This window comes from Streptomyces sp. NBC_00377 (assembly GCF_036075115.1).
In the GTDB taxonomy this organism is placed as follows: domain Bacteria; phylum Actinomycetota; class Actinomycetes; order Streptomycetales; family Streptomycetaceae; genus Streptomyces.
On sequence record NZ_CP107958.1, the window covers coordinates 5,394,332 to 5,420,512 of the forward strand.

At 69.8% G+C, this 26,181-nt stretch carries 16 protein-coding genes, 1 pseudogene and 1 riboswitch; of the genes and pseudogenes, 13 read left to right on the plus strand and 4 right to left on the minus strand.

The features are described from left to right. Window positions 1-239: 239 nt before the first annotated feature. Window positions 240-803: a TetR/AcrR family transcriptional regulator gene (locus OHS71_RS24225; RefSeq protein WP_328481449.1), complete on the minus strand. Its 564-nt coding sequence runs from the start codon at window positions 801-803 to the stop codon at window positions 240-242. A gap of 107 nt (window positions 804-910) precedes the next feature. On the opposite strand from OHS71_RS24225, the gene OHS71_RS24230 reads away from it, so the two are divergent. After that, the gene (locus OHS71_RS24230; RefSeq protein WP_328481450.1) at window positions 911-1,825 is read left to right on the plus strand and encodes an SCO6745 family protein; all 915 of its coding nucleotides are present in this window, start codon (window positions 911-913) and stop codon (window positions 1,823-1,825) included. Window positions 1,826-2,049: 224 nt separating this feature from the next. Here OHS71_RS24230 and OHS71_RS24235 read toward each other — a convergent pair whose 3' ends face one another. Further along, on the minus strand, window positions 2,050-2,235 hold the full coding sequence (locus tag OHS71_RS24235; RefSeq protein ID WP_328481451.1) for an antitoxin: 186 nt from the start codon (window positions 2,233-2,235) through the stop codon (window positions 2,050-2,052). A gap of 190 nt (window positions 2,236-2,425) precedes the next feature. Between OHS71_RS24235 and OHS71_RS24240 the strand changes: the two genes are divergently transcribed. The 4 genes and pseudogenes from OHS71_RS24240 to OHS71_RS24255 all read left to right on the plus strand — a co-directional run bounded on the left by OHS71_RS24240 (window position 2,426) and on the right by OHS71_RS24255 (window position 16,226). Further along, a complete protein-coding gene (locus OHS71_RS24240) occupies window positions 2,426-3,166 on the plus strand; it encodes an HNH endonuclease family protein (RefSeq protein WP_328481452.1) in 741 nt (246 codons plus the stop codon). A 495-nt stretch (window positions 3,167-3,661) separates the two neighbouring features. Then, a complete protein-coding gene (locus OHS71_RS24245) occupies window positions 3,662-14,617 on the plus strand; it encodes a LamG-like jellyroll fold domain-containing protein (RefSeq protein WP_328481453.1) in 10,956 nt (3,651 codons plus the stop codon). Window positions 14,618-15,658: 1,041 nt separating this feature from the next. Beyond that, a pseudogene (locus OHS71_RS24250) lies at window positions 15,659-15,748 on the plus strand (IS5/IS1182 family transposase); the annotation flags it as partial. Between the two features lie 94 nt (window positions 15,749-15,842). Beyond that, a complete protein-coding gene (locus tag OHS71_RS24255; RefSeq protein ID WP_328481454.1) occupies window positions 15,843-16,226 on the plus strand; it encodes a hypothetical protein in 384 nt (127 codons plus the stop codon). 267 nt (window positions 16,227-16,493) lie between these two features. Here OHS71_RS24255 and OHS71_RS24260 read toward each other — a convergent pair whose 3' ends face one another. Both OHS71_RS24260 and OHS71_RS24265 read right to left on the minus strand, forming a co-directional pair. Next, window positions 16,494-17,210 (minus strand): hypothetical protein, encoded by a 717-nt coding sequence (locus OHS71_RS24260; RefSeq protein ID WP_328481455.1) that lies wholly within the window; start codon window positions 17,208-17,210, stop codon window positions 16,494-16,496. A gap of 194 nt (window positions 17,211-17,404) precedes the next feature. Next, window positions 17,405-17,812: a hypothetical protein gene (locus OHS71_RS24265; protein WP_328481456.1), complete on the minus strand. Its 408-nt coding sequence runs from the start codon at window positions 17,810-17,812 to the stop codon at window positions 17,405-17,407. A gap of 276 nt (window positions 17,813-18,088) precedes the next feature. Here OHS71_RS24265 and OHS71_RS24270 point away from each other — a divergent pair, with 276 nt between their 5' ends. From OHS71_RS24270 to OHS71_RS24305, 8 genes are all read left to right on the plus strand, one after another. After that, window positions 18,089-18,919: a glycoside hydrolase domain-containing protein gene (locus tag OHS71_RS24270; RefSeq protein ID WP_328481457.1), complete on the plus strand. Its 831-nt coding sequence runs from the start codon at window positions 18,089-18,091 to the stop codon at window positions 18,917-18,919. 99 nt (window positions 18,920-19,018) lie between these two features. After that, complete coding sequence (locus OHS71_RS24275; protein WP_328481458.1) at window positions 19,019-19,360, plus strand: hypothetical protein; 342 nt, start codon at window positions 19,019-19,021, stop codon at window positions 19,358-19,360. 21 nt (window positions 19,361-19,381) lie between these two features. Continuing rightward, entirely contained in the window at window positions 19,382-20,020 is a 639-nt protein-coding gene (locus tag OHS71_RS24280; protein WP_328481459.1) for a hypothetical protein, read from the plus strand. A 156-nt stretch (window positions 20,021-20,176) separates the two neighbouring features. After that, window positions 20,177-20,821, plus strand: a complete 645-nt coding sequence (locus tag OHS71_RS24285) for a SurA N-terminal domain-containing protein (protein WP_328481460.1) — start codon at window positions 20,177-20,179, stop codon at window positions 20,819-20,821. Window positions 20,822-20,986: 165 nt separating this feature from the next. Continuing rightward, the gene (locus OHS71_RS24290; RefSeq protein ID WP_328481461.1) at window positions 20,987-22,018 is read left to right on the plus strand and encodes a nucleoside triphosphate pyrophosphohydrolase; all 1,032 of its coding nucleotides are present in this window, start codon (window positions 20,987-20,989) and stop codon (window positions 22,016-22,018) included. Window positions 22,019-22,255: 237 nt separating this feature from the next. Further along, entirely contained in the window at window positions 22,256-23,551 is a 1,296-nt protein-coding gene (locus OHS71_RS24295) for a cytochrome P450 family protein (protein WP_328481462.1), read from the plus strand. Window positions 23,552-23,755: 204 nt separating this feature from the next. Continuing rightward, complete coding sequence (locus tag OHS71_RS24300; protein ID WP_328481463.1) at window positions 23,756-24,790, plus strand: transglycosylase family protein; 1,035 nt, start codon at window positions 23,756-23,758, stop codon at window positions 24,788-24,790. A 205-nt stretch (window positions 24,791-24,995) separates the two neighbouring features. Next, a riboswitch (cyclic di-AMP (ydaO/yuaA leader) is annotated at window positions 24,996-25,182 on the plus strand. Between the two features lie 3 nt (window positions 25,183-25,185). Further along, window positions 25,186-25,893 (plus strand): transglycosylase family protein, encoded by a 708-nt coding sequence (locus tag OHS71_RS24305; RefSeq protein WP_328481464.1) that lies wholly within the window; start codon window positions 25,186-25,188, stop codon window positions 25,891-25,893. The last annotated feature ends 288 nt before the right edge of the window (window positions 25,894-26,181 follow it).

The following is a 26,181-nucleotide window of genomic DNA, read 5'->3' on the forward strand; positions in this document are numbered from 1 at the left end:
GATTCGTCTTCTGGTGGCCTCGGCCAGTGGCGCCGCGCGAGGGTCGCGGACCGCGACCCGGGCCGCGATCCGCTCGTTCGTGACCGCGGGACGCTGCGCCGGGCCCAGGTTGCGGCCGCTCGGCGGCGACGCCGTCATGTCCCGGTCCCGGGCACGGCAGGAAGACGGGTGCGTCGTCCCAGGTGAGACCCGCTCCACCAGATCACGGACAGGGCCGAGCGTACCCGGGCCCGCTGGGATCAGGCGGAGGGGAACAGCATCATCGGCAGTGCGCGGAGTACCGCTTCGGGGTCCTCGTCGCCCAGCAGGCCGTCGAGGTTGTGGCCGAGCAGGAGGGTGGCGAAGCCATGGGCGAGGGACCATGCGGCGATTCGGGCCAGCCGAGCGTCCGGGCCGTCTCCGGCGGGCGCGCCGGTGGCGACGGCGTCGGTCAGGGCGGCGGCGGACAGGGCGCGAGCCGTGGTCAGCTCCAGGTCGTCGGCGCGCAGCGGTTGGGGCGAGAACATCACCTGGAAGTGCGCCGGGTGCTCGCGGGCGAAACGGACGTAGCGCACGCCCGCCTCCCTCAGATCCGGTGCCCCGGCGAGCGCGGCGGCCAGCAGCCCGTGTCCCTCCGCGGCGATCGCCGTCAGCAGACCGGTGCGGTCGCGGAAGTGGTGGGCCGGCGCCGCGTGCGAGACACCGGCCCGGCGGGCGAGGTCGCGCAGGCTCAGTCCGGTGGGGCCGTCGGTGGCGATGACGTCGAGGGCCGCGGTCAGGATCGCGCGTCGCAGGTCACCGTGGTGGTAGGGGCGGTCGTTCATGGACAGCAGCGTACGCAACATCTAGGCATTGACAAGTTCGGACGGCTCGGGCAATCTTGTCAGTGTCAAGTTGTGGCCGATGTCCGAACGCGACGAGGGGGGACGCCATGTCCGGGAATCACGAGCACCAGGCGACCGAGCAGGCCGAGCGGGGTGAAGAGGTCGCGCCGGCCCAGGCGCGCCGGCTCTGGCATCTGCTGGAGCCACTGCACGCGGTGCTGTACTACGCGCCGGAGGTCTTCGACGAGGCCGGTGCGCTCGGCTACCCGACCGAGGACCGCTGGGGAAGCTACTTCCCCTTCCGTGCCGCTCCGTTGGGCCCGGTGAACACCGAGGCGGTGACCTCGGCCTTCTACAGCTTCCAGCCCGGCATGGTCGCCCGGCACCTCGAGGGCGCCTGGAGGATCGCCACCCCCGACGCCGTCCTCGCGGCGCGACTGAGAGGCATCGACCGGCTGTACCGCAAGCTGTTCGGAGACCTGGTGGACAGTCCCGAGCTGGCCGAGGCCGCGGCTCTCGCCCGCCGCGCGGCCGAGGCGGCCGACACCGCGGGGCGCCCGCTCGCCGCGGCCAACGCCGCGCTGGACTGGCCGAGCGAGCCCCACCTCCAGCTCTGGCAGGCGGCGACCGTGCTGCGCGAACACCGCGGTGACGGTCACCTCGCCGCCCTGCTCCTCGCCGGCCTCGACCCGACGGAGGCGCTGGTGTCCTTCGCTGCGATTGGCGCCGCCTCCGTCGAACGCTTCGGGAGTCGCGGCTGGACCCGCGAGGAGTGGGCGGCGGCGAGCGAGCGGCTGACGGCGAGAGGCCTGCTCGAGGCGGACGGCACGGCCACGGACGCGGGCCGCGATCTGCGCCGCGGCGTCGAGCAGGACACCGACCGGCTGGCCCTCGGTCCCTGGCAGGCCCTCGGCCCGGAGTTCACGGAACGCCTGGCCGCGCTCCTCGGCGACTACTGGGTGGCGGTGCTGGGATCCGGACTGCTGCCCTCGGAGTCCACGCTCGGCATCGGGAAGGTGTGAGTGCCGCCGCTGTCGCGGCTGACAGGGCGAAGCCGCCCGTCGCGGTTCGCTCCGCGCGGACGGCCTCGGATGCCGGGTGATGTCGGTGACTCGGCCCCCAGAGGCGCACGAGCCCGTCCTCGGGCGGTGGTTCTTCGGGTCGGTGGGTCTCTTCGGGCCGGTGAGTCTGGGCCTGCCGGCGGCCGAGTCTGCGGCCGGGTCCGGTTCGAGTCCGCGGGCCGAGGCTAGGGCCGGTCGGGCCGTTCCTCGTCCATGCCCATCCGCTCGTGCATCTTCTGCTGCGCGGAGTCGATCTGTGACTCGTACTTGTCGCCCGTCTTCTCGTTCGCCTTGCGCTCCGCGACGTCGGACATGTCCCGGGCCTTGTCCTGCGCCGCCTTGTTGCTCTTGAACCTGTCGAAGATGCCCATCCAGAGCTCCCTTTCCGGAGGTGACTCTCTATCGACGATATTCCCGTGATGTGCGAGATGCCCACCTGAGTCCGTTGTGGTCTGGACCTCCGGTTGCTTCCGGGCGCCCTCTCGCTACGGTGTGTGCCAGTCCCCGTCAGGGGAATCCGCCTTGTGGCGGGTGGGCAGCGGCCGGACGAGGGAGGGGCGCGTGAGGCGTCTGAGGGGTGGGGCGGCGGTCGCCGTCGCGTTGATGTGTGCCGTGACGGTGGCGGGCTGCAAGGAGCAGACCACCGGTTCGGGTTCTGGATCCGGTGGCGCGGGAGCGACGGCGGGCGCCGGGGCCGGCGGAGCGGCGCTCGCGGCGGCCGAGTCGCTGACCGTGAAGGGGCGGGCCCCCAAGACCGGCTACGACCGGGAGAAGTTCGGCACCGCCTGGGCGGACACGGACACCAATTCCTGTGACACGCGGGACGACATCCTCAAGCGGGACCTGGAGAAGGTGAAGTTCACGGGCGGTGTCTGCAAGGTGTCCTACGGGGTGCTGGAATCGGACCCGTACTCCGGGAAGGACGTGACGTACCGGCGGGGCAGCAGCAAGGTCGACATCGACCATGTCGTCGCCCTTTCCGACGCCTGGCAGAAGGGCGCCAAATACTGGGACGCCGGCAAACGGATAGCTCTCGCCAACGATCCGCTGAACCTCCTGGCTGTCGACGCGAGCACCAACCGTTCCAAGGGGGACGGCGACACGGCGACCTGGCTGCCGCCCAACAAGGCGTACCGGTGCACGTATGTCGCGGCGCAGGTCGCGGTGAAGAAGAAGTACGAACTGTGGGTCACCGAGGCGGAGAAGTCCGCGATGGAGAAGGTCCTGAAGACCTGTCCCGGCCAGAAACTCCCCACCGGGGGCAACCCCACCAAGGCGCCCGACCGTTTCCACGCGGGGTGATCGCACGCGGCGTGAAAGGAGGTGTACGTGGAGCCCAACGTGCGCATGAGGCACCGTCTCTGACGGGGAGACGGGCCTCGCACGGCCGAGATGTTCCGTCCATGACATCACCCGGAGTGTGAAGGCCCGGTGTGGTCCGGCCGATGGGTTCGCAAAGATCCACACCGGCCCTTAACGGATGTGCGACCGTAAATCGGTCAGATTAAAAAACAGCTGGTCAAGGCAGGTGCAAGAGCTCACCGCGAAGCTGTTCATACGTGATCCACAGCAGGCAGGATCGGCGGGCTTCTGTGTCCTTTTCCGATTCGTTGGAGTCCTGCCGTGCTGCCTCCCCGGCCGCTGACCCGTCGCCCGCGCCGTACGTCCCGCGCTCGCCGTACGTCCCGCCTGCGCGGCACGCTCCGACCCCGCACTGTCAGACGGTCGAACGGAGCGTTCCGTTCCCGCAGAACCCTGCGCGCATTCGCCGCGCTCCTCCTGACCGCTCTCGCGCTCATGCTGACGACCGACCAAGCCGTCGCGGAGGGCCTGGAGTTCGGCAGCATCGAACTGCCGAGCATGAGCCTCGCCTCCCTCGCGTCCTGGTTCACGGACCCGCAGTGGGGCAAGCTGCCGCACCAGCAGTCCGGCACCGCCGCAGGCCACCGCCACCAGGTCGGCGCCGCAGCGACCACCGCCCACCGCGGCGCGGGCCACGCCCCCGGCAAGGGCAAGGGCGAACTCCCCGCCTACCAGGCGCACAAGCCGGCCACGAAGGCGGGCCGAAGCGCCGGCGGCGCGGGCTTCGACGCCAAGACCAGCAAGCGCAGCGCCACCAAGTCCACGCGCACGGACACCGTCTACGACAACGCCGACGGTTCCGTCACCCGTCAGATGTCCCAGAGCCCGGTCAACTACCAGACCGGCAAGGGCAGATGGGCGCCCATCGACGTGGACGTGCGGGCCGGTCCCGACGGGCGCTGGCACGAGGCGGCCAACTCCGTCGACGTTGACTTCGCCGCCGAGGCCACCGACCCCGCGCTGACCTCCCTCGCGACCGACACGAAGCACAGCGTCGCCTACGGCCTGAAGGGCGCCGCCCCGGTCAAGGGCACCGCCGACGGCTCGACCGTCACGTACGACCAGGTTCTCCCCGGTACCGACCTGAAGCTCGCGCCCACCGCCACCGGCGTGAAGGAATCCGTCGTACTGGACTCCGCCGACGCGGCCGACACGTGGACCTTCCCCCTCACCCTCCGGGGCCTCACCCCGGTCCGGAGCACCGCCGACGGCTGGATCGACCTGCGGGACTCCTCCGGGAAGACCGTCGAGCGCATTCCCCCGTCGTACGCCTACGACTCCAAGGTGGACCCGCGCTCCGGCGACCCGGCCACCACCCACGCCGTCACCACCGACCTGGTCAGGAGCGGTGACGGCTACGCACTCGAGATCACCCTCGACAGCGCCTGGCTGCACAGCGCCGACCGCGTCTTCCCCGTCACCGTCGACCCCACCGTCACGGACGGCTGGACCACGACCTACGCCGAGTCCGGCACCGGCAACAACATCGACCACTCCTACGAGCAGACCATCAAGGTCGGCTCCTACGACTCCGGCGCCCACGCGGCCAACAGCTTCGTCAATCACTGGGACACCGCCTGGGACGCCAGCGGCGCCACGGTCACCGCCGCGAGTCTGCACCTGTTCGACACCTGGGCCTCCACCTGCACGGCGGAACGTTTCGACGTAGCGCTCGTGACCAGCGCCTGGACCCCCGAGGGCGTCACCAGCTACCCGGGCCCGTCCATGGGCGCCTCCATCGGCAACGCCACCCCGTCCGTCCCCAACGCCTGCGCCAACACGGCCGCCGACCGGACCGTGGGCGACTCGGTGACCGTCGCGCTGTCCACCTCCGCGATCCAGGGCTGGCTCAGCGGCACCACCGCCGACCACGGACTCGCCGTCTACGCCTCCACCTCGGACGCCCTGCACTGGAAGCAGTTCGGTTCGTTCAACGACCCGGGCAAGGGCCCGTACATCACGGTCACCTACACCGGCAACACCGCCCCGCAGCTCTACGAGCAGTTCCCGGCGGACAACGCGGTCGTCGGCACCACCACCCCGGAGTTCACCGCCTGGGCGGGCGGTGCCAACTCCACCTCGGGCAGCACCAACAAGTACCTCTTCCAGGTCTTCGACGCCGCCGGCACCAAGGTCGCCGACTCGGGCCTGGTCGCGACCGGCGACTGGACGGTCCCGGCCGGCAAGCTCGCCTGGGGGAACAACTACAGCTGGACCGTCCAGGCGTACGACGCCACCACGGCGCTCTACTCGCCCGCGGACCCCTACGAGATATCGGTCCAGGTCCCGCAGACCGTCATCACCTCGGGACTCTCGCAGAACAGCAGCGATCACGGCTTCGACGCGTCCATCGGCAACTACACCACCTCCGACACCGACGCCTCCATCTCCACCGTCGGCCCGTCCCTCGACGTCGACCGCGACTACAACTCCCGTGACCCGCGCTGGACGGGCGCGTTCGGATCGGGCTGGTCGAGCATCTTCGACGCGCGGGCGACCGAGCAGTACACGGCGGCCGGCGCGGTCGCGAGCGTGCAGGTCACCTACCCCGACGGCTCGCAGGCGGGCTACGGAAAGAACAGCGACGGCACGTTCACCCCGGGCAGCGGACGGTTCGCCACCTTCAAGACGGTCACCGGCGGCTACACGCTCACCGACAAGGACGACACGCTCTACACCTTCACCCAGTCCCTGGGCGCCGGCGGCTACGGACTGACCTCGGTGACGGACGCCAACGGCCGGGCGCTGAACCTCACCTGGACCGGAACCCCCGCCCACATCACCAAGATGACGTCGGCGGTCTCCGGCCGCTCCCTCGGCCTCACCTGGTCCACCCCGCCCGGCGCGCTCGCCGCGCACGTGGCGACCGTCGTGACCGACCCGGTCACCGCCGGGGACTCGACCACGGTCCAGACCTGGACGTACGGCTACACCGGTGACCAGCTCACCAAGGTGTGCACACCGCTGTCGTCCACCAAGTGCACGGTCTACGGCTACACCACCGGCTCCGGCTACCAGAACGCGGCGCTCGACCTCGACCCGCACACCTTCTGGCCGCTGTCCGAGACCTCAGGCACCAGCGCCAAGGACGCCGTCCTCGGCAACGAGGGCACCACGAACGCGACGTACGAGAACGTCACCGTCGGCCAGAGCGGCGGTCCGCTGACCGGTTCCTCCTCGAAGGTGGCCACGTTCAACGGCACCACCTCCGACGTCTCCCTACCGAAGAACCTCGGCAACGACACCGACTCGGGCGCGCTCTCGCTCTGGTTCAAGACGTCCGCCGGGCCCGGTGTCCTCTACTCCTACGCCTCCCAGCCCATCGGCTCCGGTCAGGCGTCCGGTTTCTACACGCCGTCGATCTACGTCGGCTCGGACGGCAAACTGAACGCCGAGTTCTGGTACAGCGGTGGCATCAACCCGATCGTGACCTCGGCGTCCGTCGCCGACGGCAAATGGCACCACGTCGTGCTGTCCGCGGCCGGCAACTCCCAGAGCCTGTACCTGGACAACGCAAAGGTCGGCTCGCGCACCGGCACCGTCTCCATCAAGAGCGCGACCGCCTTCGGCAAGAACCAGTCCTTCAACTACCTCGGCACCGGTTTCCTCGGCGGCGACTGGCCCGATCACCCGACGTACACCGACGACGCCGGCCACGCCACGTACTTCAACGGTTCCATCGCCGACGTCGGCTGGTACAGCCGCCCGCTCGTCGCGGCCGACGTGAGCGCGCTCTACACGTACGGCACGCACAGCGAGTCCCTGCTGACCTCCGTCAAGCGGCCCTCCGGCAAGACGTACGCGGCGATGACGTACGACACCAACTCCACCGTGCTCACCCAGATGACCGACGAGAACGGCGGCACCTGGACGCTGGGCACCCCCACCGTCACCGGATCGAGCGACACCTACCGGGGCGCGATCCTCGGCGGGGCGCCCAGCGAGTACTTCCGGCTCGGCGAGGCGGCGGGCGCGACCACGGCCGTGGACCAGGTGCGCGGCGGGAACGGCACGTACAGCGCCGTCACCCTCGGCGCCGCGGGCCCCTTCAGTGACCAGAAGGCCGCGACCTTCGACGGGACCACCTCCTCGCTGACCCTGCCCAGCGGTTCGGTGCCCGGCTCGGGCGCGGAGTCGACGAGCATGTGGTTCAAGACGACCACGGCGAACGGTGTGCTGCTCGGTGCGAGCAAGGACCCGCTGAGCGCGGGCACCACCACCAGCTACACACCCGTCCTCTATGTCGGCACCAGCGGCAAGCTGCACGGTGAGTTCTACTTCTCCGGCGGCTCCACCAAGCCGCTGGTCTCCGCCGCCGCCGTCACCGACGGCAAGTGGCACCAGGTCGTCCTCTCCACCAGCGCCACCAGCCAGTCCGTCTATCTCGACGGCGCCCTCGTCGGCACCCAGACCGGCACCGCCGCGATGACCGGACAGCCGAACACCTACGTCGGCGCGGGCTTCAACGGCGGCAACTGGCCGGACGAGGCCCACACCAGCTCCACCTCCAACACCGGGTACGCGACCCGCTTCAAGGGCTCCATCGCCGAGGTCGCGCTGTACCGCTCGCAGCTCTCCGCCGCGGACGTGGCCCAGAGCTACGAGGCCGCGCAGAACTCCACCGGCCTCCTCCCGGTCGAGACGGTGACCGTCACCTCCCCGACCACCGCGGCCCTGAAGTACACGTACGACGTCACCAACAACAACCGCGCCCTCACCGAGACAGACGGCCTCGGCAACAAGACCAGCTTCGGCTACGACTCGGCCGGATTCGAGCACACCGTGACCGATCCGAACGGCGCGATGACCATCACAGGTCATGACGTGCGGGGCAACGTGGTCTCGTCCACGTCCTGCCAGGACCAGGCCGCGAACAAGTGCAACACCGAGTACTACGCGTACTACCCCGACGACACCACGGCCCAGCTGACCACCGCCGACCCGCGCAACGACCAGCTGCTGACCGAGCGCGACGGCCGGTCGGCCTCGGCCACCGACACCACCTACCTCACCTCGTACACCTACGACACGGCGGGCAACCAGACCGCGATCACCGGCCCGGCCGTCCCCGGCTCCCCGGCCGGGCGCTCCACGACCACCGTCTACAGCGACGGCACCAGCACCTACCCGTCCGCCGACGGCGGAGTGGTCCCCAAGGGGCTGCCGGTGAGGACCGTCTCGCCGGGCGGCGCCGTCAACCAGGTGTCGTATCTCAAGAACGGTGACGTCGCCTCCACGACGGACGCCGTCGGACTCGTCACCTCGTACACCTTCGACGGCCTCGGCCAGGTCCTCACCCAGAAGGTCGTCTCCGACACCTACCCGGCCGGCCTGGTGACGTCGTACAAGTACGACACCGCGGGCCAGGTGCTCGAGGAGCACGACCCGCAGCTCACCGACCGCGTCACCGGCGCCACCCACGCCGCCGTCACCTCCTCGGTGTACGACGACGACGGCGACGTCACCTCGCAGACGGTGGCCGACGCGAGCGGCGGCGACCACTCCCGCACCCAGAGCTGGACCTACGACGCCTACGACCGCGTCCTGACCGAGTCCGACGCCAACGCGGCCGAGGGCGCGGGCAACGGCAACACGACGACGTACACGTACGACACCTCCGGCAACAAGACCAAGGAGGTGACGACCGCCGGCACCGAGACCCGGTACACCTACAACGACAACGGCGACCTGCTCACCCAGGGCCTGATGTACACGGGCGACCCGGTGAACCCGCAGCCGACGACGCTGCTCACCGAGTCCTCGCGGGCCTACGACCCCGCCGGACGGCTCGCCTCCCTCACCGACGCGATGGGCAACACCACCGCGTACACCTACACCGACGACGGCCTGACCTCGACCGTGAAGCGGACCAGCGCCGACGGCAACAGCACCTACACGCTGGAGTCGGACGTCTACGACGCGGCCGGCAACCTCACCCAGTCGACCACCGACAACGGCGAGACGGTCACCAAGTACACGCTCGACGCGGCCTCCCGGACCACGTCCACCGAGCTGGACCCGACCGGCGTGGACCGGGTGACGACCGTGTCGTACACCCCGGACGACCAGGTCGCCTCCGAGAACGACCACGACTCGTCCGGCTACGACCGCACCACCACCAACAGCTACGACGACATGGGCAACCTGCTCGCCGAGACGCTGTACGGGGACGCCTCCGGCCACCCGGCCGCCTGGTGGAAGCTGAACCAGACCGCCGGCCGCTCGGTGACGGACTCCTCCGGCACCGGGAACACGGCCACCGCGGGCCCCGGGGTCACCTGGGCGGACGACGCGGCCAAGTTCGCGGGCACGACCACCGGTACGGGTGACGTCGTCGCCACGAACAGCCCGGTCCTGGACACCACCGCCTCCTACACGGTCTCCGCGTGGGTGAACCTCGCCGACGCCTCCGCCTTCCGTACCTTCGTCGCCCAGGGCGGCACCAACCGGGCCTCCTTCTACCTCCAGTACTCCAAGACCGACAACGCCTTCCGCTTCCACGCGGCCAACGCCGACGTGGCCTCCCCGTCCGCGTACTACGACGCCACCGCGTCCACGGCCGCACCGCTGAACACCTGGACCCACCTGGTCGGTGTCTTCGACTCGAGCAACGGCTCGATGAAGCTGTACGTCAACGGCGCACAGGCGGGCTCCGCCACGAACACTGCACCGTGGACCGGCACCGGACCGCTGTCCGTCGGCGGCGCCAGGACGGCCGGCGGCACGACCTCCGACGTCGTCAACGGCGAGGTCGCAGACGTGCAGCTCTACCAACGGGCGCTCTCCGCGACCGACGTGACCTCCCTGTACGGCACGGGCCGCGGCGGCGGCACGGTCGGCTCCTCCGACGCCCAGACCACCAAGTACACCTACGATCAGCGCGGCCTGCCGACGTCCATGACGGACGCCGAGCAGCACACCACGGACTACGCCTACGACGAGGCCGGCAACCTCGCGGTCACCACCGCGCCCGCCGTCCAGGCGGAGCCCGACGGCACCACCGCCTCCACCGTCCGCCCGGTCACCACCAGCGGCTTCAACACCTTCGGCGAGGCGGTCGAGGAGCAGGACCCCAACGGCCTGGTCACGACGACCGTCTACGACGCCGAGGGCAACAAGGTCTCCGAGACGCTCCCCTCGTACACCCCGGCGGGCGCGCCGAGCCCGAACGCGGGCACGTCCGTGTGGACGTACGACAGCGAAGGCAACCAGACCTCGGTCACCTCGCCCGGCGGCAAGACCTCCTCCTACCTCTACGACCAGCTGGGCGACGTCGCCCAGGTCACGGACCCCGACGGCACGAAGACGCACGCCGTCTACGACGCCGACGGCGACCAGCTCTCCGCGACCGACGGCACCGGCGCCCAGGCACAGGCCACGTACGACTACCTCGGCCGCCCGGTCACCTCGACGACGATGGAACGCCGCCCGTCGACGAGGACCCTGACGAGCACCACGTCCTACGCGGTCACCACCGGCAACCCCTACGGGGCGCACGCCTCCTCGACCACCTCACCGGGCGGGGTGACGTCGTCCTACGGCTACAACCGGGCCGGTGACGTCACCTCGGTCACCGACGGCGCGGGCAACACCACCCGCTACACCTACGACTTCGAGGGCAACCAGCAGAAGACGATCCTGCCCGACAACACCTGGACCCAGACCGATTACAACGCCGACGGCGACCCGACGGCCACGCGCGCGTACGACGCGAACAACGTCCAGCTCTGGTCGACCTCGCAGGCCTACGACGGCGTCGGCAACGTGACCGCCGCCACCGACGCCCGCGGCCACACCAGCCACTTCACCTACGACGCGGCCGGCACCGTCACCCAGGAGATCCAGCCGGTCGACGCCTCGACGTCGATCACGACGACCTTCGGCTACGACGCGGCCGGCAACCGCACCCGCTTCACCGACGGCCGCGGCAACTCCTGGCGCTACGCGTACACCCCGTGGGGCCAGCAGGAGAAGATCACCGAACCGAGCACGGCCCAGCACTCCTCGGCCGCCGACTCGACGACGACGTTCGCCTACGACGCCGACGGGCAGCTGACGAACGCCACGCTCCCCGGCGGCACGACGACGTCGATGACGTACGACAGCGTCGGCCAGCTGAAGTCGATGTCGGGCACCGGCGCGGACGCGGCGACCGCGAAGCGCAGCTTCACCTACGACGCCGACGGCCGCGTCCTGTCGGCCGACACGGACGAGGCCGGGATCACCGGCGCCGTAGACCACCAGGACGCCACCCACGACGCGTTCACCTACGACGACCGCGGAGACCTGCTGACCACGTCGGGTTCGGCGGGCACGTCGAGCTTCGCCTACAACGACGACGCGTCGGTCACCTCCCGCACCGACGCGGCCGGCACGACGACGTACGGCTACGACACGGCGGGCCGCCTGTCCTCGTTGAACGATCCGGCGACCGGCAATCAGCTGACGTACACCTACGACCAACTGAACGACCTGAAGACGGTCAAGTACGGCTCGACGGGCCAGACCCGCACCTTCACCTACAACAGCGCGCACCAGCTGACCAACGACGTCCTCGTCCAGGGCGCCTCGACGATGGCGAGCTTCGCCTACGGCTACGACGAGAACGGCAACCTGACGTCGAAGACGACGACAGGTGTCTCGGGCGCGTCGTCGAACACCTACGGCTACGACTGGGCGAACCGCCTCACGTCGTGGAACAACGGCACGACCACGACGCCGTACGCGTACGACGCGTCGGGCAACCGCGTCCGCAACGGCGCCGACGTCTACACCTACGACGAGCGTGACGAGCTGACCTCGGACGGCACCCACAGCTACACCTACTCGGCGCGCGGCACGATGACCCAGGAGTCGTCGACCGCCGGCGGGACGGTCGCGTACAAGACCGACGCCTTCGGCGGGCAGATCGTCGCGGGCGAGCAGTCCTACACGCTGGACGCGACCGGCCGCAACATCACGGACCGCGTCACGTCGACGGGCGCGACCCGCACCTTCTCCTACTCGGGCGCGGGCAACACCATCGCCTCCGACGGGGACGACACCTACACGTTCGACCCGGGCGGCGGCCTGGTGGGCGTCAAGAGCATCGGTGGCACAGGGGTCCTGGCCCTCACCGACCAGCACAACGACGTGGTCGGTTCCTTCACCTCCGGCGCGACGACGCTGGCGGGCTCGGCGTCCTACGACCCGCTGGGCAAGGTCGTCTCCCCGACGAACACGGTCACCGGCCACCTCGGCTTCCAGTCCGGCTGGACCGAACCCGGCACGGGTGACGTGGGCACGGCGTCCCGCTGGTACAACCCCGACACGGGTGTGTTCCTCAACAAGGACAGCATGTCCCTCAACCCGGTCCCGAACTCGGTCTCCGCGAACCCCTTCGCGTACGTCGACGACAACCCGATGGCGGGCACCGACGAGTCGGGCAACTGCTCCTGGTACGACGTGGTCTGCGGGACCAAGAAGGCCGCGCACAAGGTCAGTCACGCCGTGAAGCACGCGGCGCACAAGGTCTACCACGCGGTCAAGCACGCGGCGCGCAAGGTCGTCCACGCCGTGAAGCACGCGGCCCACAAGGTGGTCCACCACGTGCGGGACGTCTACCACGCGACCGTGCGGGTGGTGCGCCGCGTCTACCACTACACGGCACGGAAGGTGAGACGCGCGGTCCACCGGGTGGTCCACGCCGTCCATACCGCCTATCACAAGGCGTCGAGGGTGGTGCACCGCGTCGTCCACACCGTCAAGAAGGCCGCGAAGAAGGTCACGCACGCCGTGACCAAGGCGGCGCACGCGGTCGCTCATGCCACGAGGAGGGCGTACCACGCCACGGTCAAGGCGGCGAAGGCGACGGCGACGTTCGCGAAGAACCACGCGGCGGCGATCACGTCGTTCGTGGTCTCGACGGCGGTGTTCGCGGGCTGTGAGGCGCTGACGGCGGGTGTCGGCTCGATCGGCTGCGCGGCGGCAGCGGGCGCGGTCGGCTCCCTGGTGGAGCAGGGCTTCGCCTGCGCGCAGAACGGCGGCGACGACTGCGACGCGGGTGCCTTCGCGGGTGCGGCGGTCACGGGTGCGATAGCCGGCGCGCTGGGCGGCGCCCTGGGCAAGATCGGCGGCAAGCTCCTCGCCAAGGCGGCACCGAAGGCGATGAAGGTCGTCGGCGGCCTCTTCGGCAAGGGCGCGACGGAGGCCGAGGAAACAGCGGCGACGGACGCGACGGAGGCGGCGGCTTCCCGGGCGGACTCCGAGGGGGCGGGGTCTCGGTCGCAGTCGCATTCGGACGAGTCGGGCGGGGCGGCCAGCTGCCCGATCCCGCACAGCTTCACCGGTTCTACCCGGGTGCTGATGGCCGACGGCACGACCAAGGCCATCGACCATGTGCGGGTGGGCGACAAGATCGCCAACTCGGTGCCGGGCGCGACGGGCACGCAGACCCACAACGTGACCGCGGTCATCGTGACGCACACGGACCACGACTTCGTGGACGTGACGGTGAAGGCGACGGCGACCAAGACCGCTGAAAAGGCCGCTGAGAAGTCCGGCGCGAAGAAGGCCGGGGTGAAGTCTCTCGGCAGGAAGGTCGCGCGTAAGGCGGCGTTCGGCCTGGCGGCGTCGGCGGCGGTGCTGGGCGCACTGTCGGCCGGTCACGGCCACGGTGACGGCAAGGCGCCGGCGACCCAGCCGGTGGCGGCGGTCAGCACGGCATCCGCAGCGGCCGCGCAGGACGCGCACCTCCAGACGACTTTCCACCACCCCTTCTACGACAAGACCCAGTCCGCCTTCGTAGACGCCAAGGACCTCAACCCCGGCGACGTCCTCCAGACACCGACAGGCACGACCGAGGTCACGGATGTCCGGCTGTACCACGCGAACACCACGACGTACGACCTCACCATCGGCGACCTCCACACGTACTATGTGGAAGCCGGGGACACGCCAATACTGGTCCACAACTGCGGCGGGTCGGCCACGCCGGATCCGGTAGCGCTGCAGGCTCGTGTTGATGCCATGACTAAACGAATGGGAGCCGGGGCGTTCAGGAAGACTGTGGGCGGACTCCACGTTCCCGTCTCCGGAGGAGGTCTCGATTTGTTCGCCGTAGGTGCGCAGGCGGATATTTCCGAGGCGCAGATCGGTTTGGCGGATGCCGCCGACGAGGCATTGAGAATCTATCCCAAGCTGCCCAGCCGTGCCGGTGCTGCGAAGATCGATGAGCCATACCTGCTTGGTCGGAATCACGCTGAGGGTAAACTGCTTACTGAAGCAGTTAATCTGGGTGTGCAGCCTCAAATGCTGATCGCTAGCAACCATTTCTGTGAGGAATTCTGTGCACCATTGATTGAGCGGACTGGTGGCAAGATTCTCACCAAGACTTTGGCTGTTTGGAATTAAGAAGGAGGTGCCGTGCCCGAGACGCCTGATGAGCCATCCGTTGTGCGGAGGCGGATCCTTGCGGTCGTCGCCGCAAGCCGAGTGGACTCTGTTGTTTCTCTGCAAGCGGAGATGGCAGGGATGGCGGAAGATGCCTACCCGGCCGTTCAAGTGGTTGAGTCCTACTGGCGCGAGTTCGGAGGTCTTGGTGACGACTCGGATCTTCGGCGGGCTGCTCGGCCGCACGTAGATAGGCTGCGCACGGCTGCTGAGACCTGGGGTGGTCCATGGGCGCGTGCTGTTTTGGCTGCTCTCGATTGCGTCCTTGGCTTGATCGACATGGACGTCGCTATAAACCGATCGCGGGCCCAGGTGATCGGATCCGCGTTCTGCGTGGCCTATGAATTCGATCAGCAGGGAGTGGCTCCCCCCCCTGGGGCAAACAGTTGGTTCTCCTTCGAGGCCGCGGGTCAATCCGCTGCGGTCGACCAACTTGGTTCGTCAGGTGAGTTGCTCTCGCCGGAGGAATTGTTCAGCCTCCGAGTGGGCGCCGGGAGCGATGCTATGCATTATCGCCGGGCTCTGAAGGAGTGGATGCAGACTGCGCCTCGAACGGACTGAGCAGCCGCAGAGGGTGCGCCGTCAACCTGATCATGGTTGGCCTGTTCACTGTCGGCGGCTTCGATCTTTGCAGCATGTCCATTAGTTTGGTGGTGAACTGTTTCGCTTGCCTGCTGCTCTGTTCGGCCAGAGTTCTCGGTCGAGCGAGAGGAGCTGGAGGATCTGTCGTTCGGCGAGGAAGTGTTCATCTTCGTGCACATGGAGAGCTGGAAGGTCGGCGACATGCGCGTAGCCCTGACGCTCGAGCAACTCGGCCCCGACAACACCCGATCGCCGTTTGCCTGTACCTGATCCAAGGGGCGCAGACCGACTCCCCTGGTCCGGCTCGGTAACGCTTTTCACCTGACATCTCGAGTAGGCCTCTTTGAACCCCTTCATAGCCACGGAGGGCACCACCCTCCTTGCCTACTCCACCGTCGCCGTCCCTCGCAACGTCCGTAGTCCTGGCGGCTCCTCCGCAAGCTCCGCTGCGCGACGACCCGGATCACTAGCCTCGTCCAAGCCGTCCTGGTCCTTCAGCTCCGCGTCTCTGCGTGGTGTGGTCAGTTGGCTCACCGGCGCCCTCGAACACCTCGACAGCCGGCTTCGTCCCGGCCCGGCTCGTCGTCGCCGGCAACTCCGGAGGGTGGCCGTGCGCCCCAATGTGGTGACTGTCGAGATCCTGGTCCCGGCGTTCGAGGTGTCGACGGTTTCCCTCGCCGAACTCCCGGATGTGCTGCGGTCGATTCCGGTGAGTTCGTCCATGGGACTCACATTGGACGACGGGGAGGACGACTGTGTCATCGTCACTGTCGAACCGGAGTTCTCCACGGTGACGGCGCTCCGGGACCGGACGTTTTACCACCTTCGGCTCGTCGACGACCCGCAGAACGTATCCGTCATGACGGGTGGCGAGGAGATCAGTTGGCCCAAGGGGTGTCTTCTTCCCCGGGAGATGGGCCTCGAGGTGTTGGCGGAAGCCGAGGACCGCGAAGTGATGTGGGCCCGGCACATCTGGGTCGAACAGTGAGCTGTCGCGGCGTGGCCACAGTGGTGGGGGACGGCGGCCGGGAACCCCACGCACGAGGCTCCCGTGCCGGTGGCCCGTGAGGGAGAGGTCGAAGTCTCGGCTCATCGTGCGGGAGCCTCGGGACTTGCCTGTCCTGGGCGAACGCGTGGGCCTGACCGCCGGTACGGGCGGCGGCCCGGCCTACGTTTCACGCGGTGCGGAAAACGGGAGCAGGCCGGGCGGTCTTCGTGGCGCACGGCCTGCCCGGGGCGCTGTGGTGGGCTGGTCTCAGGCGGCTGTCTTCAGCGACGAAACGACCTGCTCCGCAAGCTTCTTCGCGGCGGCGGCCCCGTCGTCGGCGCCGTCCGTGGAGAGGATGCTGACGACGGCCGTGCCGACTCGGACGGCGACCAGGGTGGTACCGGATTCCCAGGCGTCGTCGGTGAGGGTGATGGTGTAGGCGTCGTCGCCGAGACCGGGGGTGGCCGCGCCGGTGATCTTCACCTTGGACTTGGTGTCGGCGTCGGGATAGCCGGGGCAGGCCGCGACAACCTTCGTCAGGGCCGTCATCACGTCGGTCGAGGTCGTGCCCCGGTAGACGTCGATCTCCTGGTCGAGCTCGGAGGACGTGTTCTTGCCGACGTACGTGTTCTGCGCGAACGACACGCCTTCTATGCCGCTGAGGTCGATCCAGCCGGTGCTGCCGAAGCGCGTGCAGTCCGGCTCGGCCGCGTTGTGGGTGGCCGGGGCTCTGTAGGTGTCACCGGTGTCCCGCGTGGTCTCGGGGTCCACGGTGAACCCGGCTGCGAAGTACGACGCCGGCGCCAGTGCCTTCTTGAGCTGCGTGCCCGTCAGCAGGCCCTCGTTGGGGTCCTTCGCCTTCGTCGGAGCCGGGGAGGCGGTGGTGGCCTCGGCCGTGCTGTCCGACGAACACGCGGTGGCGATCAGGGCAAGAGGGAGAGTCGCTACCGCCAGAAGCTGGGCGGTACGGGACGGGAGTCGCATGGGGATCCTTGAGAGAGGAGTGCCGGCCCGACTGTGACTCGGGCCAGGCCGACCTTAAGGAGGCCAAGGACACAGTAAACTCTCGGTTTGCTCAAAGGATGATCAAAAATCGCACGCCCGTGTGCCGCAAGTGTGCGGGACGGCTCAGGTCCGCCCTTCCGTCACCGCGGCCTCCGTGCGCGACAGGCCCGAGGTCAGCGCCCGTACGGATACCCCTGTTGATACGTCGGCTGTCCCTGGGGCGTGCCGATCGCTCCGTACGCCGACTGGGCGGGCGGGAGCCGTTTGTCGAACATCGCGAACAGCAACATGCCCGTCGCCGTCAGCAGGCTCACCATGATGGCGATGCCGAGATACGGGTCGCCGTCGCCGTCCGCCGTGATCACCGCCCAGGGCAGGGTCACGCACTCGTACAGCGCGAAGGAGGCGAAGGCCGCCCAGTCCGAGGAGTGGCCGCGGCGGATCGCCACGTAGAGGAAGGGCACCCAGACCAGCAGGCCCAGTGAGCCCCACACCAGGAACCCCCAGCCGATCCGCTGGGCCCAGCCGCCCGCGAGCCGTCTCTCCGCGCCCGCCGCCGTCGTTGTCGTCGGCATCGTCATGTCGCCCCCCAAGTAAGCAGAGGGCCAGGGTAGGACACCGGCGGGCCGCTCCACGCCGTCGCTTCTTTACTGTGACATGGGCGAATCTTGTGGCTATGGGGGCGCTGTGTTTCCCGATCACTGGGGTGACGCGGGTTACGGTGCGATCCGCCGGTGCGGACGTCGAGTCGACACCGTATCGTCGCACCGGTCCAGGGGACTTCTGCCTGACACAGGCTTACGCCACAGGCACACACGGCGAGCGCGCCGTACACAGAGACGAACGATGGGGTGGGGATGGCCGAGCACCGGCAGTCCAGGAAGCGCAGATACATCACATGGGGCGTGGCCGGCGCGGCCGTCCTCGCGGGTGCCGGGATAGCGGCGCAGACCTCGATGGCGGCCACCACCTGGCCCGCCCAGAAGACGTACACCGGCCGTGCCTTCGACGCCTGCACCGCGCCCTCGCTGGCCGCGATGAAGGCATGGAAGACCGACGGGTACTACGGCGGCGCCGCCGTCTACGTCGGTGGCAAGAACCGTGGCTGCGCGCAGCCCAACCTGACCGCCTCCTGGGTGAAGTCGGTCAACACGGTCGGCTGGAAGCTGATACCGCTCTACGTCGGCGCCCAGCCGCCCTGCCAGACGGGCTCCAGCCCCGAGAAGATCACCGCCGCCACGGCCACCTCCCTCGGCGCGACCGACGGCGCGGACGCGGTCGCCAAGGCCTCGGCGCTCGGCATGAAGGCCGGCAGCCCGATCTACCTCGACATGGAGGCGTACGACATCACCAACAAGGCGTGCAACGACGCCGTACTGGCGTACGTGCGCTCCTTCACCAAGACGCTGCGCGCCAAGATCTACCGGGGCGGCTACTACGGCTTCAGCAGCTCCAGCGCCAAGGCCATCGCCACCGCGACGAACAAGACGGACCTGCCGGGCAACCTCTGGTACGCGCTGTGGGACAAGAAGGACACCACGACCACCGACTGGCCGTGGGGCGCCACCCAGTTCACCAACCACAGCCGCGGCCACCAGTACCAGGTCAACAGCAAGGAGACCCGCGGCGGGTACACGATCACCGTGGACCGCGACACGTGGGACGCCCCGGTCGCCATCGTCGGCTGAACCTGATCGCACGAGCAGCGACGCGCAGGCGCGCGACGCGTGGCGCGCGATGCGTGAGGCGTGGCGCACGAGGCGCCGCGTAGGAGGGAAGGGCAGGACATGAGGTTGGTCTTCGCGGGGGCGGTCGCGGGCGCGGCGCTGCGCACGCCCGTCGCGCGCGTGGGCTTCGCGTTGCTGCCCGTCCTCAGCCTGGGCCTGCTGTGCCCCGTCCCGTCCCTCGTCCTCGCCCTGCGCAGGCGCTCCCGGGCGGACTGGTCGGCCTTCGTCACCTTCAGCGCGGTGCTGGCGGCTTGGCTCACCGAGCTCGCGCTGACCCCGGTGGACACGCACGGGGCGCTGTTCGCGCTCGACGCGCTGCTGATCGCCCTGTCGACGGCCGGTGCCGCCACGCACGCGTGGCGGGCCTGGCCGTCGCGGCCGGCCGCGACGGCCGGGAAATAGCGGAGCAGGAGAGCGACGGCGGTGAGCAAGCAGGTCAGGCAGGTGTCCCAGGCGCGGGCGGCCCGTTCGGCGCGCGGTGCGGGCGGGGCACGCAACGGACGGGCCTTCGCGCTGGGGCGCGCGGCCGTCACCTGGCTTCGCGCGCTGCGCGGGCGCACCCTCGCCCTCGCGGCCGGTGCGCTCGTGGCAGCGGCGGCCCTCACCGTGGCCGGCGTCCTCCTCTTCTCCCACGACGACCGTCCCGCGGTCCCCGACACCCGTGCCCGCGCCTACACGGACGTCGACGCCTGTCTCCTCACCGGGGACAAGGGCATCACCGCCGACAGCACCGCGGCCACCGTCTGGCAGGGCATGCAGGACGCGTCCCGGAAGACGCACGCGCGCGTGAGCTACGCGCCGGTGACCGGAGAACAGAGCACGGGCAACGCACGCCCCTTCCTCAACGGTCTCCTCCAGCGCTCCTGCGACGTCGTCCTGGCCGTGGGAGACCCCGAGGTGACGGCGGCCCGGGCGACGGCGCCGCAGTACAAGAAGGTCGACTTCGTCCTGGTGGGCGGTGCCACCCACGCGAGCGTGAACGTGCGCACGGTCGCCACGGGCGACGGACTGCGCGCAGGCATCGCGGACGCCGTCGAGCACGCGGTCGACGCGCGAGGCTGAGCCCTCGCACCGACGAGCGGGCGGCGGGCGGGCGCGGCGGTGCCGGAAGTCCTGGTGAATCGTTGGTCGAATGGGTTGGCCCCAGCCGCCCCACTGCCTAACATCGATCACCGCAAGACTTTGTGCACCGTCGCACAATCTCCTCGGGAGGTTCCCTTGCACCGCCGTCGTCGCACCGCGCTCCTGCTGTCCGCCGCGATCGTGGCGGCCCCTCTCCTCGCCGCCTGCGGGAACGACGCGCATCCGGGCGCGGCGGCCGTCGTCGGGGGCCAGCGGATCACCGTCGCCCAGCTGGAGAACCGGGTGAGCGAGGTGCGCACCGCCCAGCGCGCCGCGGTCACCGACGACGCCCAGTACGCGCAGGCCGTCGCCCAGACCGGCACCCTCGCCCGCGACACCCTGCACGGCATGGTCCTCGACAAGGTGCTGCACCGGGCCGCCGAGGACGCGGGCATCTCCGTCAGCCGCCGGGAGGTCCAGGAGATGCGGGCCGGCCTGGAGCAGCAGGCGGGCGGCGCGAAGGGCCTGGAAGCGGCGTGGCTCCAGCAGTACGGCATTCCGCCGCAGCGCCTCGACGAGAACCTTCACCTCCAGCTGGAGGCGCAGAAACTCGCCGCCGAGCTCGGCACGAACACCAGTCAGCCCGCGTTCTGGAACGCCCTGTCCAAGGCGTCCAAGGCACTCGGCGTGGACCTCAACCCGCGCTACGGGAACTGGGACGCGCAGAAGGTCGCCCGCGTCGACGCGAAGACGCCCTGGGTACGGGAGATCTCGGCGGCGGGGACACAGCAGACCACGTGACGGATCACGTGACCGCCCGGTCATCCGGCCGCCCGCCCACGTGACCACCCGGATCTGCGGCCGCCCGGCCCCCTGAGCGGGTGGGCCCGTGTGATCGTATGACCGGCTGACCTGTCCTGTGGACAACTCGGAGGGCCGTCGGCGGGCGTGGGTTACGTTCGGGGTGTGAACGCATCCAGCTCCGCCGTCGCCCGCGCCGAGGACGTCGCCCCCGGCCGTGTCGTCCTGCTCACCACCAGCCACCGGGTCGCCCCCGGCCTGCTGTCCTGGCCCGCCTGGCAGGCCCTGCGCACGGCGGACCGGGTGCTGTGCGCGGACGGCGCGCATCCGCAGCTGCCCTATCTGCGGGACGCGGGCATCACGGTCGAGGACGCCTCCCCGGCCGCCGAGGAACTGCTCGCCGCCTGCTCCGGCGGCCGCACGGTCGTGGTGGTGGCCACCGGCGAGGGCGAACCGGCCCTCACGGACGGCCTGGCCCGGCTGGCCGGCTCCGGCCGCGTGTCGATGCCCGAGCTGGAGCTGCTCCCCGCCTCCTACGACCTTCCCGGCGCCCGGCTCCTCGACCTCGTCCAGGTCATGGACCGCATCCGCGCCGAGTGCCCGTGGTCCTCGCGGCAGACCCACAAGGGCCTGGCGAAGTACGCGGTCGAGGAGTCGTACGAACTGGTCGAGGCGATCGAGGACGGCGACCGCGACGAACTCCGCGAGGAGCTGGGCGACGTCCTGCTCCAGGTCGTCTTCCACGCCCGCATCGCCGAGGAGGACGAGGAGTCCCCCTTCTCCGTCGACGACGTCGCCGGGACGATCGTCGCCAAGCTCATCCACCGCCACCCCCATGTCTTCGGCGACGCCACGGCCACGACCCCCGAGGAAGTCAAGGAGCACTGGCTCCGCACCAAGGCGGCGGAGAAGCGGCGCGAGTCCGTGACCGACGGCGTCCCCCTGCACCAGCCCGGACTGGCCCTCGCGACGAAACTGGTGTCCCGGGCCCGCACGGCGCGACTGGAGGTGCCGCTGCCCGCTGCCGAGGGCATCGGCTACGAACTGCTGGCCCTGGCGGCCCGCGCCGAATCGGAGGGCATAGACCCGGAGGCGGCACTACGAGCAGCAGCCCGGGCGTACCGCGACGCCGTCCGGGCCGCCGAGGGAATCGAGGGAACGGAGCGGGCAGGCGGAGTGGAGGGAGTCGAGGAGTAGCACGGCGGCCTCCTGATCCGGGCGCGCCGTCCCGGTGGGGCAAGCCGTTCCGGCCTGGCGCGCCGTCCCGCCAAGCCGTTCCGGTCGGGCACTTCGCCGGGTACCGGGTCGGGCAAGCCGTCCTGGTCGGGCACTTCGGCGGGTATCGGGTCGGGCAGGCCGTCCTGGTCGGGCACTTCGGCGGGTATCGGGTCGGGCCCTCGCGGAGGCCTCCGGGATGCCCGCTACCGTCAGGGCGTGACCGAGCTGCCTCGCCCCTCGTACGACGCCCCGCCCGCCCCCGAGCTGTTCACCTGGGAATTCGCCACCGACCCCTATCCGGCCTATGCCTGGCTGCGGGAGCACGACCCCGTGCACCGCACCGTGCTGCCCAGCGGTGTGGAGGCCTGGCTGGTCACGCGTTACGCCGACGCGAAACAGGCCCTCGCCGACCAGCGGCTCTCCAAGAATCCCGCCCATCACGACGAACCGGCGCACGCCAAGGGCAAGACCGGTATCCCCGGTGAGCGCAAGGCGGAGCTGATGACGCATCTGCTCAACATCGACCCGCCGGACCACACCCGGCTGCGACGGCTCGTCAGCAAGGCCTTCACGCCCCGCCGGGTCGCCGAGTTCGCCTCCCGGGTGCAGGAACTGACGGACGACCTCATCGACCGGTTCGCCGCCGGGGGCGAGGCCGACCTCATCCACGATTTCGCCTTCCCGCTCCCCATCTACGCCATCTGCGACCTCCTGGGCGTCCCGCGCGAGGACCAGGACGACTTCCGCGACTGGGCCGGGATGATGATCCGGCACGGCGGGGGCCCGAGGGGCGGGGTCGCGCGGTCGGTGAAGAAGATGCGCGGATATCTGCTGGAACTCATCCACCGCAAGCGCGAGGAGCTCCCGGCCGAGCCCGCGCCCGGCGAGGACCTCATCTCCGGTCTGATCCGCGCCTCCGACCATGGCGAGCACCTCACCGAGAACGAGGCCGCCGCCATGGCCTTCATCCTCCTGTTCGCCGGCTTCGAGACGACCGTCAATCTCATCGGCAACGGCACCTACGCCCTTCTCACCCATCCCGAGCAGCGAGAACGCCTCCAGCGGTCGCTCACCGAGGACGGCGGCGACCGCACCCTCCTGGAGACCGGCGTCGAGGAACTCCTGCGCTACGACGGTCCCGTGGAACTGGCCACCTGGCGGTTCGCGACCGAGCCGCTCGTCATCGGCGGACAGGACATCGCGGCGGGCGACCCCGTCCTCGTCGTCCTCGCGGCCGCCGACCGTGATCCGGCCCGCTTCCGGGACCCCGACACCCTCGACCTCTCCCGCCGCGACAACCAGCATCTCGGCTACGGCCACGGCATCCACTACTGCCTGGGGGCGCCGCTGGCCCGGTTGGAGGGCCAGACCGCGCTGGCCACCCTCCTCACCCGGCTGCCCGACCTCCGACTGGCCGTGGATCCGGGCGAGTTGAGGTGGCGCGGCGGGCTCATCATGCGCGGCCTGCGGACCCTTCCGGTGGAGTTCACTCCGGTGCGTTCCGGCTCATGAACGACGCTTTCCGACCGGATGTCGGGCGGAGTGTGACCGTTCGGCGGAAGAAAGGTGACCGACCCTCAACTCTGTGATCTTCACGTGATCTGCGCGGCATTAACTTGTGACAAGTGATCGTCTGCCGATACGTTCACTCGTCGGTGCGACGCATCGGTCCAACCCGCCGCGCCGGTCAGTGCTGTCCAGAGAAAGGCCCCTCGCATGCTCTCCGGGAACGGTCGTCACCGTCGCCCCCGCCAGGCCCCGGCTCTCCTTGTCGCGGCCGGAGTGACGGGCTCCGCCATCGCCATCCCGCTGCTCGCCGCCTCCGGCGCGAGCGCCGCCGACGGCACGGTGTGGGACAAGGTGGCGCAGTGCGAGACCGGTGGCTCGTGGAGCGCCGACCAGGGCGACGGCGCGTTCGGCGGCCTGAGCCTGACCCAGAAGGACTGGGAGACGTACGGCGGCCTCGACTACGCGGCGAGCCCCGACCTGGCCAGCCGCAACCAGCAGATCGCCGTGGCGCAGAAGGTGCTGGCGGCGCAGGGCATCGGTGCGTGGGGCACCTGCGGGCTGACCTCCGGGCTCACCAAGGAGAACGGCGCGCTGAGCGTGGACACCGGCGTGGCGAACGGCTCGTCGGGCTCGTCCGACTCATCCGGGTCTTCCGGATTGTCCGACCTGTCCCGGGGGTTGTCGGGCTCCTCGGGCTCGTCGAGCGATGACGGCGCCTCGGCCGGATCGTCGGGTAAGTCCGACTCGTCCGCCGATTCCCCCAGTTCACCCTCGGCATCCGCTTCCTCCCCTTCGTCCTCTTCCTCCGCCGCTCCCGGAGGGTCCGGCACGGCCGGCGGGTCCGCGAGTGCCCACGGCAAGGGTGGCGCGCAGGCGGGCGGCGGCTCGGTCACGGCGTCTCCCGAAGTGGACGACTCGGACAATTCCGGGCAGGCGGCGGGCTCCTGGAGTCTCGTCGACACCGGCTCCCTCACTTCCGGCCGCCATCGCGGCGCCACCGCCGACGAGGCCGCGCCCAAGAGCGCGACCGGCGCTGCCGTGGACGGCGCCACCGCCGCGTCCGGCGGCCGGCACGCCGCGGCCACCTATCTCGTCCAGGAGGGCGACTCCCTGGAGTCCATCGCCGACTCCCTTGACCTCGACGGGGGATGGCGCGCCCTGTATGACGAGAACAGGGACCTCATCGGGGCCGACCCGAGCGACATCGCCCCCGGTCAGACCCTCGACACAGGGGTGGAATAGGGCGCAAAGCCCAAGAAAAACAGCGGGAGTTCACGTCACGCTTCGCGCCGAATGTCCGGTTTGGTGAAAGTGTGGGATGAGTCTCAGAAGCCCTGATCGTCTTTGAAATTCCGTCGATCGCGTGTCTACGGTCGAGGCCGCTCGGCAACCCGAGCCCCGACCGTCGCAACGCCGAATCCTGCCAGCGGCGGTACGGGAACAGTCGTCGCGTCAAGCGCCGTAGGCAGGAGCGGGGGACCCAAGGTAAGTGCCGGGCCGGGGTGGTCGACCGGAACGGCTCGGGGTGAAGCCACACCTCCCACGGAGCAGTGCTCCGGCGGACGAGGAGTGGCCGGGCAACTCACACGGCCCGAACCCGACAGCTCACCTCGCAGGCGTCGGTGAGGGGATCCACCATGCTGTTTTCCGGTAAGGGCAAGCACCGCCGTCCCTCCAAGGCCACCCGCGTCGCCACGCTCGCCGGCGTCACCGGTGTCGCCATCGCCGCCCCGCTCATGGCGGCCGGCAACGCCTCCGCCGCCACCGCCTCCGAGTGGGACGCGGTCGCCCAGTGCGAGTCCGGCGGCAACTGGTCCATCAACACCGGCAACGGCTACTACGGCGGTCTGCAATTCTCCGCCTCCACCTGGGCCGCGTACGGCGGCACCCAGTACGCCGCGCAGGCCAACCAGGCCTCCAAGTCCCAGCAGATAGCCATCGGCGAGAAGGTTCTCGCCGGCCAGGGCAAGGGCGCCTGGCCCGTCTGCGGCACCGGCCTGTCCGGCGCCGCCTACAACGGCGGCGGCTCCTCGGACACCGGCTCCTCCGGCTCGTCCGGTTCCTCCAGCTCCTCGGACAGCGGCAGCACCACCCGCTCGACCGAGAAGCAGAGCTCCTCCCGCTCGGCCGACCGCCCGGCCGCCTCCAAGACGGTCACCACCCCGACCGGCAAGAAGGTCAAGAAGGGCGACGGCGAGTACAAGGTCGTCAAGGGCGACACCCTCAGCTCCATCGCCGAGAAGCACAAGGTCAAGGGCGGCTGGGAGAAGCTGTTCAAGCTGAACAAGGACATCGTCGCGGACGCCGACCTGATCTACCCGGGCCAGCAGCTGCACCTGAAGTGACACCTGGCTCCCCGAGAAGCCACAGCGCCCTCATATCCGGGGTCGGCACACTGACGACCTCGTGAGGGTCATCCCCCCGTCCCCACGGGCTCCCCGCTCCGGTGCGTGTTCCCCCGTACGCACCGGAGCGGGGTTTCTCTTTGCCTGCGTCCCTTCAGGGGCGTCTCTTCCGCCTGTCGGCGACTTCCTGCCGTCCTTTACCGGCCACCCCCTTTGTTCCGGGCGGAAACAATAGGTACCGTCTGTCTGTCCACGGGACGGTCGGTCGGCTGCCGACGGCCCCGGGGC